Annotated in this window: 18 protein-coding genes; 10 read left to right on the top strand and 8 right to left on the bottom strand. The window is 30.7% G+C overall.

Annotation, left to right across the window (positions count from 1 at the left end):
• Nucleotides 1–82: 82 nt before the first annotated feature.
• Nucleotides 83–550 carry a heme-binding domain-containing protein gene (locus ABNT22_RS15725; protein ID WP_348717722.1) on the top strand — a complete coding sequence of 156 codons (468 nt, stop codon included), beginning with the start codon at nucleotides 83–85 and terminating at the stop codon, nucleotides 548–550.
• A complete protein-coding gene (locus ABNT22_RS15720) occupies nucleotides 550–1779 on the top strand; it encodes a glycosyltransferase family 4 protein (RefSeq protein ID WP_348717723.1) in 1230 nt (409 codons plus the stop codon). Before ABNT22_RS15725 ends, ABNT22_RS15720 begins: the two co-directional genes overlap by 1 nt.
• Here the strand turns inward: ABNT22_RS15720 and ABNT22_RS15715 are convergent.
• The 5 genes from ABNT22_RS15715 to ABNT22_RS15695 form a co-directional block, all read right to left on the bottom strand.
• Nucleotides 1776–2987 (bottom strand): carboxypeptidase-like regulatory domain-containing protein, encoded by a 1212-nt coding sequence (locus ABNT22_RS15715; RefSeq protein WP_348717724.1) that lies wholly within the window; start codon nucleotides 2985–2987, stop codon nucleotides 1776–1778. The genes ABNT22_RS15720 and ABNT22_RS15715 overlap by 4 nt on opposite strands.
• 60 nt (nucleotides 2988–3047) lie before the next feature.
• Nucleotides 3048–5075 carry a M3 family metallopeptidase gene (locus tag ABNT22_RS15710; protein WP_348717725.1) on the bottom strand — a complete coding sequence of 676 codons (2028 nt, stop codon included), beginning with the start codon at nucleotides 5073–5075 and terminating at the stop codon, nucleotides 3048–3050.
• A gap of 75 nt (nucleotides 5076–5150) precedes the next feature.
• Nucleotides 5151–5630 (bottom strand): 5-(carboxyamino)imidazole ribonucleotide mutase, encoded by a 480-nt coding sequence (gene purE, locus ABNT22_RS15705; protein ID WP_348717726.1) that lies wholly within the window; start codon nucleotides 5628–5630, stop codon nucleotides 5151–5153.
• Between the two features lie 38 nt (nucleotides 5631–5668).
• Complete coding sequence (locus tag ABNT22_RS15700; RefSeq protein WP_348717727.1) at nucleotides 5669–6826, bottom strand: 5-(carboxyamino)imidazole ribonucleotide synthase; 1158 nt, start codon at nucleotides 6824–6826, stop codon at nucleotides 5669–5671.
• 69 nt (nucleotides 6827–6895) lie between these two features.
• Nucleotides 6896–7300, bottom strand: a complete 405-nt coding sequence (locus ABNT22_RS15695) for a hypothetical protein (RefSeq protein WP_348717728.1) — start codon at nucleotides 7298–7300, stop codon at nucleotides 6896–6898.
• A 186-nt stretch (nucleotides 7301–7486) separates the two neighbouring features.
• Between ABNT22_RS15695 and greA the strand changes: the two genes are divergently transcribed.
• From greA to ABNT22_RS15680, 3 genes are all read left to right on the top strand, one after another.
• On the top strand, nucleotides 7487–7960 hold the full coding sequence (gene greA / locus ABNT22_RS15690) for a transcription elongation factor GreA (RefSeq protein WP_348717729.1): 474 nt from the start codon (nucleotides 7487–7489) through the stop codon (nucleotides 7958–7960).
• Nucleotides 7961–8038: 78 nt separating this feature from the next.
• On the top strand, nucleotides 8039–8431 hold the full coding sequence (locus ABNT22_RS15685; RefSeq protein WP_348717730.1) for an HIT family protein: 393 nt from the start codon (nucleotides 8039–8041) through the stop codon (nucleotides 8429–8431).
• 29 nt (nucleotides 8432–8460) lie between these two features.
• Entirely contained in the window at nucleotides 8461–8799 is a 339-nt protein-coding gene (locus ABNT22_RS15680; RefSeq protein WP_348717731.1) for a hypothetical protein, read from the top strand.
• 189 nt (nucleotides 8800–8988) lie between these two features.
• Here ABNT22_RS15680 and ABNT22_RS15675 read toward each other — a convergent pair whose 3' ends face one another.
• Nucleotides 8989–10125, bottom strand: coding sequence for a HAMP domain-containing sensor histidine kinase (locus tag ABNT22_RS15675; RefSeq protein WP_348717732.1), 1137 nt, complete (start codon nucleotides 10123–10125; stop codon nucleotides 8989–8991).
• Nucleotides 10126–10212: 87 nt separating this feature from the next.
• Between ABNT22_RS15675 and ABNT22_RS15670 the strand changes: the two genes are divergently transcribed.
• Nucleotides 10213–11073, top strand: a complete 861-nt coding sequence (locus ABNT22_RS15670) for a flavin reductase family protein (RefSeq protein WP_348717733.1) — start codon at nucleotides 10213–10215, stop codon at nucleotides 11071–11073.
• 8 nt (nucleotides 11074–11081) lie between these two features.
• On the top strand, nucleotides 11082–11447 hold the full coding sequence (locus ABNT22_RS15665; protein WP_299107562.1) for a DUF3127 domain-containing protein: 366 nt from the start codon (nucleotides 11082–11084) through the stop codon (nucleotides 11445–11447).
• Nucleotides 11448–11522: 75 nt separating this feature from the next.
• Here the strand turns inward: ABNT22_RS15665 and ABNT22_RS15660 are convergent, their stop codons facing one another.
• Nucleotides 11523–12134 carry a hypothetical protein gene (locus tag ABNT22_RS15660; RefSeq protein ID WP_348717734.1) on the bottom strand — a complete coding sequence of 204 codons (612 nt, stop codon included), beginning with the start codon at nucleotides 12132–12134 and terminating at the stop codon, nucleotides 11523–11525.
• Nucleotides 12135–12254: 120 nt separating this feature from the next.
• Nucleotides 12255–12869 carry a Crp/Fnr family transcriptional regulator gene (locus ABNT22_RS15655; protein ID WP_348717735.1) on the bottom strand — a complete coding sequence of 205 codons (615 nt, stop codon included), beginning with the start codon at nucleotides 12867–12869 and terminating at the stop codon, nucleotides 12255–12257.
• A 540-nt stretch (nucleotides 12870–13409) separates the two neighbouring features.
• On the opposite strand from ABNT22_RS15655, the gene ABNT22_RS15650 reads away from it, so the two are divergent.
• The 3 genes from ABNT22_RS15650 to ABNT22_RS15640 are packed head-to-tail and all read left to right on the top strand — an operon-like array spanning nucleotide 13410 to nucleotide 15997.
• On the top strand, nucleotides 13410–14453 hold the full coding sequence (locus ABNT22_RS15650; protein WP_348717736.1) for a hypothetical protein: 1044 nt from the start codon (nucleotides 13410–13412) through the stop codon (nucleotides 14451–14453).
• A 3-nt stretch (nucleotides 14454–14456) separates the two neighbouring features.
• Entirely contained in the window at nucleotides 14457–15443 is a 987-nt protein-coding gene (locus tag ABNT22_RS15645) for a hypothetical protein (RefSeq protein WP_348721673.1), read from the top strand.
• Nucleotides 15444–15448: 5 nt separating this feature from the next.
• Nucleotides 15449–15997 carry a hypothetical protein gene (locus ABNT22_RS15640; protein ID WP_348717738.1) on the top strand — a complete coding sequence of 183 codons (549 nt, stop codon included), beginning with the start codon at nucleotides 15449–15451 and terminating at the stop codon, nucleotides 15995–15997.
• The last annotated feature ends 7 nt before the right edge of the window (nucleotides 15998–16004 follow it).

Here is a 16004-nt window from a genome sequence, read left to right as displayed (position 1 = left end):
GTCTTACAAAAGTACAATTATTTGTGATAAAATAGTTTAATTTATTAGAATTAGTATTTTTAAGAAAACAAAAAACTAACAAATGAAAATTTTTAAAAAACTGATTTTAATATTATTAGCAATTATAGTGGTTGCGCAGTTTTTTCAACCAGAAAAGAATGAAGGAGAATATACTTCATTAAGTGCTTTTTTAACGGAAACAAAACCTTCTGAAGATGTTCAGGAAATTTTAAAAGTAGCTTGTTTTGATTGTCATAGTAATACAACTCGTTATCCTTGGTATAGTAATATTACACCAATTAATTTTTGGATGGCGGATCATGTTAGGCATGGAAAGGGAGATCTAAATTTTTCAAATTGGGATTCATATTCTTTAAAAAAGAAAGAGCATAAGATGGAGGAAGTTTGGGAAGAAGTAGAAGAGAAGCATATGCCAATTGATTCGTATAAGTGGACACATGGTGACGCTCGTTTAACGGACGCACAAATACAATTAGTGGTAACATGGGGAAAACAAGTACAAGAAAATTATAAATCAAAATTAAATTAATGGCCAAGCTTTTAATTATTGGTTATGTATGGGTAGAGAAAACAACAGGAGCAGGGAATAGAATGTTTCAATTACTTGAGTTGTTTTTAAAAGAAGGATACACCATAACTTTTGCCTCACCTGCACAGAAAACTGAAAATTCACTAGATTTAAATATACTCGGTATTGAGGAAGTATCGATAGAATTAAATAATACTTCGTTCGATGAGTTTGTGTCAAACCTTCAACCAGATATTGTATTGTTTGATCGTTTTATGATGGAGGAACAATTTGGTTGGCGAGTTGCTGAGAATTCTCCTCATTCTTTAAGAATATTAGATACTGAAGATTTACATTTTTTACGTAAAGTTCGTCATCAACAAATAAAAAAAGGAGAAAAGTTTACCAAAGAAGCTTTGTTAAATTCAGATCAAGCTAAGCGAGAAATAGCTTCTATTTTACGTTGTGATGTGAGCTTGATTATTTCATCTTATGAAATGAAATTGTTACAAGAAGTTTTTAAAGTGGACAAAAATGTACTGTGTCACCTACCATTTTTATTAGAAGGTATTAATGAAGAGACTATTCAAAGTTGGAGTACTTTTGAAAAAAGAAAGCATTTTGTTTTTATAGGGAACTTTTTTCATGCACCAAATGTTGATGCCGCGTTACAGCTAAAATTAGTTTGGAATATTTTACGAAAGAAGTTACCTAATGCAGAGATGCATATTTATGGGGCTTACGTAACTCAACAAATTAGAGATTTACACAAACCTCAAGAGCGTTTTATAGTAAAAGGGTTTGCTAAAAAAGCAGAAGAGGTGGTGCAAAAAGCACGTGTAGTACTTGCCCCAATACGTTTTGGAGCCGGGATAAAAGGAAAATTAACCGAAGCGATGCTTTGTGGTACACCATCGGTAACCACTAAATTAGGGGCAGAAGGAATGCACGATGAGCAACCTTGGAATGGTTTTATAGAAGATGATATTGATAGATTCGCAGATGCCGCTGTAGAGCTTTATTCGGATAAAACTATGTGGAAAAAAGCACAAAGAAATGGAATTGACATTATTAATAAGTTGTATGATAAAAAAGAATTATCAGAACCATTTATTGCTAGAATAACTCATATTAAGAATAATATAGCAATGCATCGTACACAAAATTTTTATGGAAACTTGTTGCAGTATCAAACATTACAAGCAACAAAATATATGAGTAAATGGATTGAAGAGAAAAATAAGAATTAGTTTTTCTTTGGTTGATAATCTAAAGGTAACATTTCACCAATCGCTTCAAATCCCCAGTATCCCTCACTTAAAGTTGCTCTAGGTTCTAAAATTCCATGAGCGTCAATAGGTGTTTTTCCATTTAGTAGTACTATGTTTGAAGTTTGAACACCTGATCCTTTTCGTTGAGATCTAGGAAGCGTTTTTAGATAGTTGTATTCTTCTGGCTCGTATTTGTATATAATTGAAAGAAAGTTTTTAAAATCTAAATAAGGAACGCTTTCTTGATGTTGTAAAATATTTTTATCTGAAACATTTTTTCTAGTGATGTAATCAATAAACCTAGGTAACGATGCTTTTTTCAATGTGATTAAAGCACTATCTATTTTTGTTTTTGGTTGTATAATAGTTTTGTTGAAATCGACCTTGTGGTATATTGGTTTAATTACTTTTCTAGCTAACTCTATTGCTTCATCGGTAGGTCTTTCAGGGTTTTTGATTCTATTAAATTGATGAATAATAAAGCCTTCTTTTTCTGTTTTATGCTCTAATAAACTTCTCAAAAAATGCATTCTTGATCCATTAAAAGCTTTTATTCTATTTCTGTGGTATTTAGAACGAACTTTTTTGCGTAAATCTTTAAATTGCGCATATCCACTAAAAAAAAGTTTATCGTCGTGCATAATAAAGTCTACTAAGTCATAAGTAATAATATAACCAAGTTCTTTATTTTTTATAAGTAACTTTTTCTTAGAAAAGGCTTTAAAAGTATTCGTATCGTGATCATAAGAGAAGTACAAATCTTTTTCATTTAGTATTTTACACTTTTGTGCAGCAGCACTTTTACCAAGAAAAGCTCTTTTAAAATGTATTAGGTTGTTTTTCCATACGTGATCATAAACTATTTTTTTTACAATTACTTCATTAAGAACATTGGTTTCTTCCTCTAGAATAACCTTAATTTTTTGGTTTTTATTTTTTGAATTGATCGATAATTGCTTGGTTTGATAACCTAAAAAAGAAACAATTAATAAATAGTTACCCTCTTTTACTTTTAAATTGAATTTACCATTAGCATTGGTTATTGTTCCAATAGTGGTATTGTTAAAATAAACAGAAGCACCTTCTAAAGGTTTGTTATCGCTTGAAACAACACTTCCTTCAAGAGTTATTTGCGAAAAGCTAAGTGAAGAAAAAAACAAAAATAAAATAGCAAGTCCCTTTTTCATTGTAAAATTTTTCAATAAAAATAGGGACTTACTAGCAGAATTAAAATTTAAAATTGTTAATTATTTAATTAAGCCTGCGCGTTTTAGTAAAGCATCTGAATTAGGTTCTTTACCTCTGAAACGTTTGTATAAGTCCATTGGTTTTTCTGTTCCTCCTTTTGATAAAACATTATTTTTAAACTTATCGGCTACTTCTTTATTAAAAATACCTTCTTCCTTAAAATATTCAAAAGCATCTGCATCTAAAACTTCGGCCCATTTGTAAGAGTAATAGCCTGCAGAATATCCTCCTTGAAAAATATGAGAAAAAGCTGTGCTCATACAATTTTCAGCTACATCTGGATATAGTTTAGTGTTTTCAAAAGCTTTTAACTCAAAGTCTTTTACAGAATCAATGTTTTCTGGTGATTCTCCTGCATGCCATGACATATCTAATAACCCAAAACTTAATTGACGCAAAGTTTGCATTCCTTCATGGAAACTTGCAGATTCTTTAATCTTTTGAACATATTCCATCGGAATTGTTTTGTTAGTTTTATAATGCGTAGCAAACAATTCTAAGGCTTCTTTTTCATAACACCAGTTTTCTAGAACTTGACTAGGTAACTCTACAAAATCCCAAGAAACAGAAGTTCCAGATAAACTACCATAAGTCGTATTAGCTAACATTCCATGTAAAGCATGACCAAACTCATGAAACAAAGTGGTAACTTCATTAAAAGTAAGTAAAGAAGGTTTAGTTGCTGTTGGTTTAGTAAAATTACATACTATAGAAACTTGTGGACGTTCATTTACCTTATCTTTAATTTGTTGAGATTTATAAGACGTCATCCAAGCGCCATTTCTTTTCCCAGGTCTAGGATGAAAATCGGCATAGAAATATGAAATAAAATCTCCATTTGTATTCGTAACGCGATACGTTTTTACATCTTCATGGTATTTATCAATAGAGTCAATCTCTTCAAACTGTAAATCAAACAACTTACTTGAAATTTCAAAAACTCCTTGAATAACATTCTCCAGTTTAAAATATGGTTTTAGTAATTCTTGATCAAGATTAAATAACTCCTTTTTTAATTTTTCAGAATAATATGCAGAATCCCACTTTTGTAATTTGTCTATTCCGTCTAATTTCTGAGCATAACTTTCTAAGTTATTAAATTCACTAATTGCGGCCGGCTTAGCTTTCTCTAACAACTCGTTTAAAAAGGCTAATACTTTTTCTGGAGTTTCAGCCATTCTCTCTTCTAAGACAAAATGAGCATGGGTTTTATATCCTAATAAGTTTGCTCGTTTATGTCGAAGATGAACAATTTCTAAAACAATCTTCTCATTATTAAAATCATTTTGTTGAAATCCTTTTTTACCCATAGCAATAGATAGCTTTTTTCGCAACTCTCTATTTTCTGCATAGGTCATAAAAGGAATATAGCTCGGATAATCAAGCGTAATTAACCATCCTTCATATCCTTTTTGTTGAGCCAAGAGTTTTGCGGCTTCTTTTGCTCCATCTGGTAGTCCAGCAAGATCCTCTTCATCAGTCAATAAAAGCTCATAAGAATTGGTCTCGGCGAGCACATTTTCTCCGAATTGAAGAGCTAGTTTTGCTAGCTCTGCATCAAGTTTACGCAGCTCTGTTTTATCAGTATTATTTAAATCAGCTCCGTTTCTAGAAAAACCTTTATATTGTTTTTCTAAAAGCATACTTTGCTCAGAAGATAATTCTAATTGTTCTCTTTGATCATAAACTATTTTCACTCTTTCGAATAAAGCTTCGTTTAAAATCATGTCGTTTTTAAATTCACTTAACCAAGGAGAAATATCTTTTGCTATTTTTTGAATTTCTTCGTTGGTTTCGGCAGAATTCAAATTAAAGAAAATTGAGGTAACCCTATCTAGTTTGTCTCCAACATAATCTAAAGCTTCAGTGGTGTTTTCGAAGGTTGCAGTATCTGAGTTTTCTATAATTGTATTAATTTCTTCTTTAGCAAGTTCAATTGCTTTTTGTATTGCAGGTTTATAGTTTTCCTCTTTTACTTGAGAAAAAGGAGGAGTGTTGAAATCTTGTAATAAAGGATTTTTAGTCATAAAATTCTCTTTTAAAATTGAAAAAACCTCACAAATGTGAATCTGTGAGGTTTGTAAAACAGTGTACTAATGTACTTATTTTTTTACTCTTTCTGAAGCTTTTTCAACCTTAAGTTTTAAACCTTCTTTATAAGCAACAATCTTATCTAAAACACATTTGTCAGAAGCTCCAATAATTTGTGCCGCTAGGATACCAGCGTTTTTTGCCCCATCTAAAGCAACTGTTGCTACAGGAACTCCACCGGGCATTTGTAAGATAGATAACACAGAATCCCATCCATCAATAGAATTTCTACTTTTAACAGGAACTCCAATAACTGGTAACGGACTCATACTTGCTACCATACCAGGTAAATGCGCAGCTCCTCCCGCACCAGCAACAATTACTTGTACGCCTCTTTTGTGTGCATTATTTGCATAATGAAATAATTTCTCTGGTGTTCTGTGTGCAGAAACAATGTCTACTTCAACTTGAATGTCAAAGCTTTCTAAAATATCAATTGCTTCTTGCATTATTGGAAGATCAGAGTCGCTTCCCATGATAATTCCTACCATATGTATTCTTTTTTATGACCTCGAATAAGTTCGAGAAATTATTTACTAATAACTTTAATAGTTTCTTTTACTTTTTGGGCTATTCTTCTAGCTTCATTAATATCAGTATTTACAATAGTAACATGCCCCATTTTTCGGAAAGGTTTGGTAATTGTTTTTCCATAGATATGGGGTGTGACACCATCTATTTTTAGGATATCTTCAATGTTTTCATAGACAACATTTCCAGTATATCCTTCTGCCCCTACCAAATTAACCATAATACCAGCTACTTTACTTTCTGTATTACCTAAAGGAAGGTTTAATATGCTACGCAAGTGTTGTTCAAATTGATTGGTATAACTTGCTTCTATAGAATAATGTCCAGAGTTGTGCGTTCTTGGAGCTACTTCGTTCACTAAAATCTCGTCGTTTTCTGTTTGGAACATTTCAACAGCAAGTAAACCAACAAAATCGAAAGAATCTGCTACTTTTAGAGCAACTTCACGTGCTTTTGTGGCAACTGTATTTGCTATACGAGCAGGACAAATTACATATTCTACCTGATTAGCTTCTGGATGAAATTCCATTTCTACTACAGGATATGTTTTTGTTTCTCCTTGTTCGTTTCGAGCAACAATTACAGCTAACTCGTTTTTAAAAGGAATTAACTTTTCTGTTATACATTCGCCAGCAGGTAAACTTTCTAAATCTACTATATTTCGAACTACTTTAACGCCGTTGCCATCATAACCAAAACGAGCAGCTTTCCAAACAAATGGAAATTCTATAATATCATTTTCATAAGAATGCTTTAGTTCTTCTAAATAAGCGTAATGATTAAATTCAGCAGTAGGAATGTTATGATCTCTGTAGAATTTTTTCTGTTGAGCTTTGCTTTGAATTACTCTTAAGTTTTTAGGTTTTGGATATATTGTTAAACCTTCAGCCTCTAACTTGTCGAGTGCATCAATATTAACATTTTCGATTTCAATAGTCAATAAATCTACTTGTTTACCAAAATTGTAAACGGTATCAAAGTCTAATAAGTCTCCTTGATGAAATTCATTACAAATTTGTGCACATGGAGCTTCATTGTTTGCGTCTAACACTACAGTGAAAACATCAAATTTTTGAGTTTCAGATAGCAGCATTTTACCTAACTGTCCTCCACCTAGAACTCCTAGTCTAAAGGAAGACGAAAAATAATTTTTCACGTTAAAAATTAATTAGTTGTGTTGTTGTTAGCGCAAAAATAAGAATCTTATTGGGTTGTGAAAACTTAATTATCGGCTAATTTGCAAAGAAGAACTATTAATTTGTAAAACATTGTATTCTAGAGCAAAACAACCTTCGTTGTTTAAAGGCGATCCATTTAATGAGTTGTACTCTTTATTGTCACATGGGCATTTTAATTTTAATCCATCATAAGTCATTGGACTACCACAATTTTTTTCAGGACACTCTAGATCGAAAGCTTGATAATGACTATTTCTTCTTATAACAAGAACAGTTCTTCCTCCAATTCTTGTAATAGCACTACCATTGGGTACCTGTAAGTCGATAAATTCAGGGTTACTTAGATTAATTACTTCATTTAATCTAACACCATTAAAACAAGTGTTTTGCACTATTTCGCTTCCGCAACCATAAAATACTATAAAAACGAATAAGGAAAGTATTTTTCTCATTAAAACTATATTGTATTGATAATGTAACGTGACGAATTTACAAATATTTTGTACATTTGTAAGAGAATCTCATTCCTATAGGTGTGGGATTTTTGAATTTTAAAAGCCTGATTAGTACTTAGGCAAAAGTATATTGGAAGACCTCTGTAAATAGAAGTCTTGATGTCGGATTAAAAAGAAGAAAAAATGAGCAATATTTCATATTATACTGAAGAAGGATTAAAGAAATTAAAAGATGAATTAGCACATTTAGAGCAAGTAGAGCGACCAAGAGTTTCTCAAGAAATTGCGGATGCTCGTGATAAAGGGGATTTAAGTGAAAATGCAGAGTATCATGCAGCGAAAGAAGAGCAATCTTTATTAGAAACTAAAATTGCTAAATTAAAGAATGTTGTTGCGAGTGCTCGTATTATTGATGAAAGTCAATTAGATACATCAAAAATATTGATTCATTCTATAGTGAAAATTAAAAATACAGTAAACGGAATGGAGTTTTCTTATACGCTTGTTGCAGATAGTGAAAGTGATGTAAGAAATGGTAAGTTATCTGTAAACTCACCTATAGGTAAAGGATTATTAGGTAAGAAGGTTGGAGACATTGCAGAAATTCAAGTTCCTAATGGAATTATGAAGTTTGAAATTATGGATATATCAAGATAAGATGTTTGAAAATAATTTATAAAGAAGCGTTGCGTAAGCAGCGCTTTTTTTATTTTTACTGAAAACAAGAAGAAAATAATGGGAAGTATTTTTACAAAAATAGTTAAGGGAGAAATTCCTTCATATAAAATAGCAGAAGACGAAAACTACTATGCATTTTTAGATATTAATCCGAATGCAAAAGGACATACTTTGGTCATTCCAAAAAGAGAAGAAAACAAGATTTTCGATTTATCAAAAGAAGAGTACGATGGTTTAATGTCTTTTTCTTATAGAGTTGCAAAGGCGTTAGAAAAGGCAGTTCCTTGTAAACGAATTGGAATGAGTGTAATTGGTTTAGAGGTACCCCATGTACATGTACATTTAATTCCTATAAATACAATGGCAGATATGCAATTTGTTAAAAAAGAAAAACTCGCAAAGGAAGAGTTTGTAGAGGTAGCCAATAAAATAGCTCAAAGCTTTGAGTAATCAAAGCTTAGAAGTCTTCTAAAAAATAGATGAAAATATCTAATTACTTTAAGCTAGATAAATTAAGTGAACCTGATAAGTATAATAATCGATACATGACAGGTACTTATGACTTTGTTAAGTTAAATCTTATTCTGGATATAGAGTTTCAGGTTTTTAATCAACCAGAGAATGATATGTCCGGATTTGAAACTTTAGAAAAGATACTTAAGGAGTTTGAAAGAGAGTTTAGTTTAAAGTATTTAGATAGTTTAAAGGAAAGGGTTTTTGAAAAATTAAGTCTTGACTTAGTTACAGATAATGAAGAGAGTGAGTGTAATCGAAGGAAAAAAAGTTTACAACTACATAGTATTATCTTTTTCTTATGAGGAAATTGAAAACTACATAGAAAATAATTCCTGTTTGGCTAGAAAGGAAATTATTTTGAGGTTTTTGGATGAAGGGTTCAAAGATAAATACGAAATAGTTGTCGAAATCAGTCCAAATAATTTCGTTATAGAAACTATAGAGATTGAACCCATTTGATTCGTATATATTGTTTCTTAGAAATTAAATATTTATAGTTTGTTTAAAAGAATTTCAAAAGTAGTTCCTTTTCCTAGTTCTGATTTTAGTACGTGTATTTTACCATTATGGTAATCTTCTATTATACGTTTAGAAAGTGAAAGGCCCAATCCCCAACCTCTTTTTTTAGTTGTAAAACCAGGTTTAAAAATTTGATTAAATTGTGATTTGGCGATTCCTTTACCAGTATCAGAAACCAGTATTTTTACTTTTTTAGGAGTTTCTAAAATAGTAACTGTTACATCTCCCTTACCTTGCATTGCATCAATCGCGTTTTTAATGAGGTTTTCAATAACCCATCCAAATAGTTCCGTATTTAATTTAGTATACAAGTCATTTTTATCTGAAGAAAAAGAAAAGTTTGTATGTCTTGATCCTCTAGATTGAAGATAATTGAAGGTGGTTTTGGTTATAAGAACAATGTCTTGTTTTTTTAATTCTGGTAGAGAACCAATTTTTGAAAATCGATTGGCTATTGTACTAAGACGATCTACATCTTTTTGCATTTCGTTGATATAAGATGGATCAATATTTTCAGTTTTTAAGATTTCAATCCAACCCAATAGAGAAGATAGAGGAGTTCCTATTTGATGCGCAGTTTCCTTAGCCATACCTGTCCATAATTTATTTTGTTCGGCAACTTTATTGGAGCGGTACACTAAATATATAATTGTAGAAAATAGCGCTAGAATTAAAAGAAGTGCTATCGGGTAATAGGTTAGTTTATATAATAAATCAGAGTTTCTGTAATAAACATACTCTTTGGTGTTTTGGTATTCAATAATAATTGGAGCATTTTGTTTTTTCATTAGATTTAATTGCTCCTTAAGATAGTTAGGGTTTTTAGATTTAATGGAGTCTAAGTTATAGGTGTATTTAATTTCTCCATGCTCATTAACTGAAATAGCTGGGATGTTCTTAATTGTTTCAAAAACTTTATTTTCAAGATTAATATTTGCATTTAAGTCAGTATTTGCTGCTAGCTCTTTTATAGCAGAAGCGTACACCTCCATTTTTGCACGTTCTTCTTCTTTAAAAAGCTTAAAAAAAGAATAGGTATTCCATAAAATTAAAGTAACGATTCCAAAGGAAATTAAAATTCCAAATCGTTTCAACCAATAAGTATTCATAAAAAAACTCATTATCCAAATATAACTATTCTTTACAATAACTTAATTTATAAATCCGTAGTATATTTACATTAAAAATATTAGACAATGTTATCATTAGATCCTAAAGATTTACCTACAGGAAAATTACATAGTTATTTATTAGGAGCTATTGCTCCAAGACCTATAGCATTTGCTAGTACCATTGATAGTGATGGGAATCCAAATTTATCACCTTTTAGTTTTTTTAATGTTTTTGGAGCAAACCCTCCAATCATGATTTTTTCTCCGGCTAGAAGTGTAAGAGCAAATACAACAAAACATACGTTAGATAATGCTGAAGAAACCAAAGAAGTTGTAATTAATATTGTAAACTATGACATTGTTCAACAAATGTCGTTAAGTAGTACTATGTACCCTAAAGGAGTAAATGAGTTTGAAAAAGCTGGTTTAACAATGTTACCTTCAGATGAGGTAAAACCTTTTAGAGTAGCTGAGTCGCCAGTTCAATTTGAGTGTAAAGTGAACGACATAATATACACAGGGTCAGAAGGTGGAGCAGGAAATTTAATTGTTTGTGAAGTGGTAAAGCTCCATATAAATGAAGATGTTCTAGCTGAAGATGGAAGTATAGACCAATATAAGATAGATTTGGTAGCTAGAGCAGGAGGAAGTTTTTATTCTAGAGCAAGAGATGGTTTTTTTGAAATTCCAAAACCAATATCTACTTTAGGAATTGGGGTAGATCAAATTCCATTTGAAATTAGAAATAGTACTGTTTTAACAGGAAATAATTTAGGTATGTTAGGTAATGTAGAAAAGCTTCCTACTAATGAAACTGTTAATAACTTTGCTAAAGAACATCCAGAATATGTTTCTATTAGCACTGAAAAAAAGCATACATTTGCACAAGAGTATTTACAAAAAAATGATGTAGAAAGCGCGTGGAAAGTGCTTTTAATTAAATAGTTAAGAATATGGAAGTTATAGGGAAGATTAAATTGATCAATGAAACACAAACTTTTGGATCGAACGGATTCAGGAAGCGTGAAATGGTTGTGACTACTGATGAGCAATATCCTCAAATGATATTAATTGAGTTTATTCAAGACAAGTGTGACTTATTAAACAGTTACCAAGTAGGGCAAGATGTAAAGGTGTCTATCAATTTAAGAGGAAGAGAATGGATTAACCCTCAAGGAGAAGCGAAGTATTTTAACTCTGTTCAAGGATGGAGAATTGAAAACTTAGCACAAGCAGCACCACAAGGAATGCCAGCTCCAGATCAGTTTGAGCCAGCTCCAGATTTATCTGCTAACGAACCAGATGATTTACCGTTCTAAACGAGAAAATCAATAAGATATAAAAAAAGCCTATGGATTAATTCATAGGCTTTTTTTTATGGAAAACTTTAGAAGTTAGGGATCCAGCAATATAATTGATCTTGTTTTTCGAATAATTTTCTCGCTCTTTTCAAGTACTTTTAAACTTCTAGATATTGCTTCTCGTGAAAAGTTTAAATCTTCAGAAATTTCTAGAAGAGGTATTTTGATTTCTGAACTTTTATAGAGTTTAGATTTTGTTTGTATGTAGTTAAGTAATAGAGTGTCTAGAGGTTGATTACTAATTTCTTGGGTTTTTGTAATAATATTCATGTAATGATATTGAAATGAACTAACCATAAAATCTCTTAGTTCAGTATAAGTACTTGTCCATTCTAAGAATAAACTATTAGGAATGTTTAAGATGGTTGCATCTTTTAAAACAGTACTACTTATTATTTCAGAAGAGATATTAGGACTATTGGTATAATTCATTATTTGTGGACTACTGCAATCAATATGATATAGTAGAATTTTTTTATTGTTATGATTTATTGATATTTTGACAATTCCAGAGGTTAAAATACATACACCTTGGTCGAAGCGACGACAGCTTTGTAATAGATATCCTTTTTTATAATGTAAAAGGTTTCCATGTTTTTTAAAAAGATCGATAACCTCTTGAGATAGTGGTAAGTTTTCTAGCATATGTTTAGTTTGTTAGGTTAGTTGGTTATAGCATTTTTTGCCCTTAAAAAATAGGGTAAAATGAGCCTTTAGGTTTACATATATATAAACCGTATCTATAAAATTTATGTGAGTTTAAAATTACACTACCAGCTGTATGGACCTTGGTTTTCCAATGATTTTATGCTGATTTTCTAAACGTTTAATAGCTCTAGAAATAGAAGCTTGGGGAGTTTTTAAATCTGAAGAAATTTCAGCTCTTGAAATATGAATTTCCTTTTTCTGATAAATGTTTGACTTGTTTTTTAAATAATAAAACAAACGATTTTCTAAAGAATGGGTTAGTAAGTTCTTTAGTCTATATACCATAGTGCTAATATTGTATTCACTAGAATTGATAATCGCTTTTTTAAAGGACAAATAAGTGCTTTGCCATTCGGCAATTTTATCATTAGGAAACCATAATAAGATGCTATCTTCTATTGCAGTAATTGAAATAGGGGAAGCCTGAGCTTCTGTCATGTTCATTAGTGCTATAATTGGATTGTTTTCTGGGGAAATATGATAAAGTAACAGCGAACTATCGTCTTGATCAAGATGTGCTTTTAAAACACCTTTAATTATAATAGCACTATGATTTAAAGGAACATCCTTTAGTAAAATAGGATCACCTGAAATATATTTCTTTTTAATAGCATAAGATTGAATTAATCTAGTAGTTGATTCGTTACAATTAATGAGGGACTCTAAAATCATTATAAATTATTTAAATTAATTTGTACTTAAACCTGTAAGCCGTTATTTAGTAGTAAATTATATAATGTTCTTACATTCTATCTAAACAGTGTGCAAAAAGAAAACCCTATGACTCTTTAATATGAAATACTTATGCGTCATAAATAATTCTTATAAGTATAAAATTGAAGCTAAGGAAACCGTTACAACTTTTTAGAAAAAGTACATGTTTTTTTCATGAACTCGGTTTTAACATTCTGGTTAAAACGAATTTAGTGTAAAATGTTAAATAAATGTTAATTTATTTAATAAAAAAATAAAATTGAAGGCTTTAAGAAAAGTGATCAATATTAATTTCTTCTGTGTAAAATATAAGTGTCTTAATTAGTGGGTTTTACGATGGTGTTAAATGTGATGTAGGTCAAATATTGATGTGTGTTAAATAGTGACCATGGTTAAATGGTGATTCTAGTTAAATCGAATGGTTTTTCTTAATTGAATTTTGTGGGCTTGAAATTAACTACTAGTTAGTTAGAATTTTTAACCATTAAATAAGTATACATGAGAAAAACAATTTTTTTAATTGGCGCATTGTTATGTGTCAGTTATAATCTAAAAGCCCAAGGGAGTACCCACATAATTTACTTCGATACAGATGGAAGTCATCAGGGATCTGAAGGGCTTTTTATCAACGGAGGAGTTAGAGGAGGTACGATAACTACTTTTCGATCTTACACAACAGGAAATATTTCTGAAGTAAACTTTAAAGCCAATAGAGAGTTAAGAGTTAAAGGGCGTTTTTATTCAGATGGAGATGCTTCATTTGCTAGAGGAGCAAACTTTAGCCGCGGTTTAAGTGCTTCAGGAAATAGTACTTTTTCGAGAATAGGAATTGGAACAACTCCTTTACAAGCTATACACGTAAAAAATCAAAATATTAGAGTTGATAATGGAGAATATCAAAGTTGGGGACAGCTAATATTTCATCCAGATGTTGATAATACAGGAGATGATAAAATTTCATTTAGAAATAGTCAAAACGGGGAAATGGCATCTTTGCAAGATGGTGTCTTTACAACTAATAGAGGTGTTTTTAATCATAGTATTTCTACCGTTGGAGGAACTTTTGGAAGTGTATCCTATAACAATAGTACAGGTAGACTTAGCTTAGGGCATGGTGAAAATGAAAAGATAACTTTTGTAAATGGTCAAAATAACGAAATGGCCACATTGAAAGACGGAGTTTTAACTTTAGATAAAGTTGTATTAAATGTAGGCTCATTTCCAGATTATGTTTTTTCAGAGAAATATAAACTAATGTCTTTGAAAGATGTAGCAATTTTTATAAAGAAAAATAAACACTTACCAAATATGCCTTCTGAAGCTGAAGTAATAGCTAAGGGAATGGATATAAAACAAATTAATACGGTTTTAGTGGAGAAAGTTGAGGAACTAACACTTTATCTTATTTCTCAAGAAGAAAAAATAACGAAGCTTTCTGGAGCATTGAAAAAAGCAAAAGAAGCGGAGAAAAAAATGGAAAATCTTTTAGAAAGAATTTCAAATTTAGAAAAGGAGTATCATTCGTTAAAAGCTAAAAATTAAAAAATGAAGATGTTTAAGAAAATTACACTACTAGGTTTATTATTTGGAGCAAGTATTACACAAGCACAACATGTTATCCAAACTGTGAGAGGAATTGATATTAGAGCCGATACCGATGCGAAAGGAGGTAATGAAGGAGTTGTTTTGTATGCTGCAAATAAGAAGTTAGCATATTTTACTCCTGCTAACAATGTTCATTTAATGAGAACTTTTTTTGATAAAGAAGTGTACTTCGATGGGTTAACTTATTTTAGGAAAAATGTACAAATAAATACCAACTTAAATGTGTCTGGAACGAGCACTTTTTCTAAAATTGGTTTAGGAATAACACCAACCGAAGGAATACATGTAAAAAACAAAAATATTCGAATAGATACAGGAGAGTACCAAAGTTGGGGGCCAATAATTTTGCATCCAGATGTAGATAATAATGGAGACGATATTATTTCTTTTAGAAATAGTGCAAATGGAGAAATGGCAAAAATTCATGATGGTGTTTTAACAATTAATACTGGTATTTTTAATAACAATATCTCAGTAAATAGTGCTCAAATTCAAGAAGGTACATTTGGTAGTGTTTCTTATAATAGTAGTGGTAGGTTAAGTTTAGGGCATAGTACAAATGAAAAAATAACTTTCTTAAATGGTAATAATGTTGAAATGGCAAGTTTAAGAAACGGAGTTTTAACTTTAGATAGTGTTGTTTTGAATGTAGGATCATTTCCAGATTATGTGTTTTCTAAAAGCTATAGATTAATGCCTTTAAAAGAAGTAGCTATCTATATAAAAGAGCATAAGCATTTGCCTAATATGCCATCTGAAAAGGAGGTAGTAGCTAATGGTATGAATCTAAAACAAATCAACACAATTTTAGTAGAAAAAGTAGAAGAACTTACCCTACATACTATTTCTCAAGAAGAAAAAATTGAACAACTACAAAAGGAGCTAGCACTTATAAAAGAGGCTATACAATCAACAAAAAATAAGTAAGAGACATGAAAAACAAATTGATGTTGTTTTTGTACCTATATGTTTTAGGTGCAGGGATGGCCTTTGCTCAAGATATAGAGTTATTTAGGTTTACAAATGCTAATGTTGTAGATGGAAACGAAATGGTGTTATACCATAATACTTCTAATAATTCAATTAAGTTATTAAAAAAATCGAGTTCTAATCTAAATGAAAAAGATGGTTATTTACAGTCTTTTATTCTAAAGAGATTAGAAAGAGGTAACGTTTTAATAGCATCTGCAAAACAAAAAAATCACTTTTTAAAATTTAGTAATACCTCAAGTGATGTAGTTTTTTCTACTATAGAAAACTTTAATGAGTTAGATAACTACACATGGAGAATTCAGTTTGCTGGTCAAGGTAAAATATTGATATCACCTTTAAGTAACCTTAACAAAGGCTTGGTACAAAAAGAAGGTAATATCATAAAACTAGAAGAATTTAAAGATGGTAATAATCAAGAGTTAACCACAGGAAAAATAGTGGGAGATCAATACAGGTTTACCATGGAAAAAATAGCAAACGTACTTTAAAATAATA

It is taken from the genome of Tenacibaculum sp. 190130A14a (genome assembly GCF_964048965.1).
Taxonomy (GTDB): domain Bacteria; phylum Bacteroidota; class Bacteroidia; order Flavobacteriales; family Flavobacteriaceae; genus Polaribacter; species Polaribacter polynesiense.
Note: the sequence above shows the minus strand (reverse complement) of the source record. Positions and strands in the feature narration are given on the sequence as shown.

Bases quoted from the DNA above. Each gene is read 5' to 3' on its own strand.
- ABNT22_RS15725 (WP_348717722.1), top strand. From the start codon at position 83: ATGAAAATTTTTAAAAAACTGATTTTAATATTATTAGCAATTATAGTG.
- ABNT22_RS15720 (WP_348717723.1), top strand. From the start codon at position 550: ATGGCCAAGCTTTTAATTATTGGTTATGTATGGGTAGAGAAAACAACA.
- ABNT22_RS15715 (WP_348717724.1), bottom strand. From the start codon at position 2,987: ATGAAAAAGGGACTTGCTATTTTATTTTTGTTTTTTTCTTCACTTAGC.
- ABNT22_RS15710 (WP_348717725.1), bottom strand. From the start codon at position 5,075: ATGACTAAAAATCCTTTATTACAAGATTTCAACACTCCTCCTTTTTCT.
- purE (WP_348717726.1), bottom strand. From the start codon at position 5,630: ATGGTAGGAATTATCATGGGAAGCGACTCTGATCTTCCAATAATGCAA.
- ABNT22_RS15695 (WP_348717728.1), bottom strand. From the start codon at position 7,300: ATGAGAAAAATACTTTCCTTATTCGTTTTTATAGTATTTTATGGTTGC.
- greA (WP_348717729.1), top strand. From the start codon at position 7,487: ATGAGCAATATTTCATATTATACTGAAGAAGGATTAAAGAAATTAAAA.
- ABNT22_RS15685 (WP_348717730.1), top strand. From the start codon at position 8,039: ATGGGAAGTATTTTTACAAAAATAGTTAAGGGAGAAATTCCTTCATAT.
- ABNT22_RS15680 (WP_348717731.1), top strand. From the start codon at position 8,461: ATGAAAATATCTAATTACTTTAAGCTAGATAAATTAAGTGAACCTGAT.
- ABNT22_RS15675 (WP_348717732.1), bottom strand. From the start codon at position 10,125: ATGAATACTTATTGGTTGAAACGATTTGGAATTTTAATTTCCTTTGGA.
- ABNT22_RS15670 (WP_348717733.1), top strand. From the start codon at position 10,213: ATGTTATCATTAGATCCTAAAGATTTACCTACAGGAAAATTACATAGT.
- ABNT22_RS15665 (WP_299107562.1), top strand. From the start codon at position 11,082: ATGGAAGTTATAGGGAAGATTAAATTGATCAATGAAACACAAACTTTT.
- ABNT22_RS15660 (WP_348717734.1), bottom strand. From the start codon at position 12,134: ATGCTAGAAAACTTACCACTATCTCAAGAGGTTATCGATCTTTTTAAA.
- ABNT22_RS15655 (WP_348717735.1), bottom strand. From the start codon at position 12,869: ATGATTTTAGAGTCCCTCATTAATTGTAACGAATCAACTACTAGATTA.
- ABNT22_RS15650 (WP_348717736.1), top strand. From the start codon at position 13,410: ATGAGAAAAACAATTTTTTTAATTGGCGCATTGTTATGTGTCAGTTAT.
- ABNT22_RS15645 (WP_348721673.1), top strand. From the start codon at position 14,457: ATGAAGATGTTTAAGAAAATTACACTACTAGGTTTATTATTTGGAGCA.
- ABNT22_RS15640 (WP_348717738.1), top strand. From the start codon at position 15,449: ATGAAAAACAAATTGATGTTGTTTTTGTACCTATATGTTTTAGGTGCA.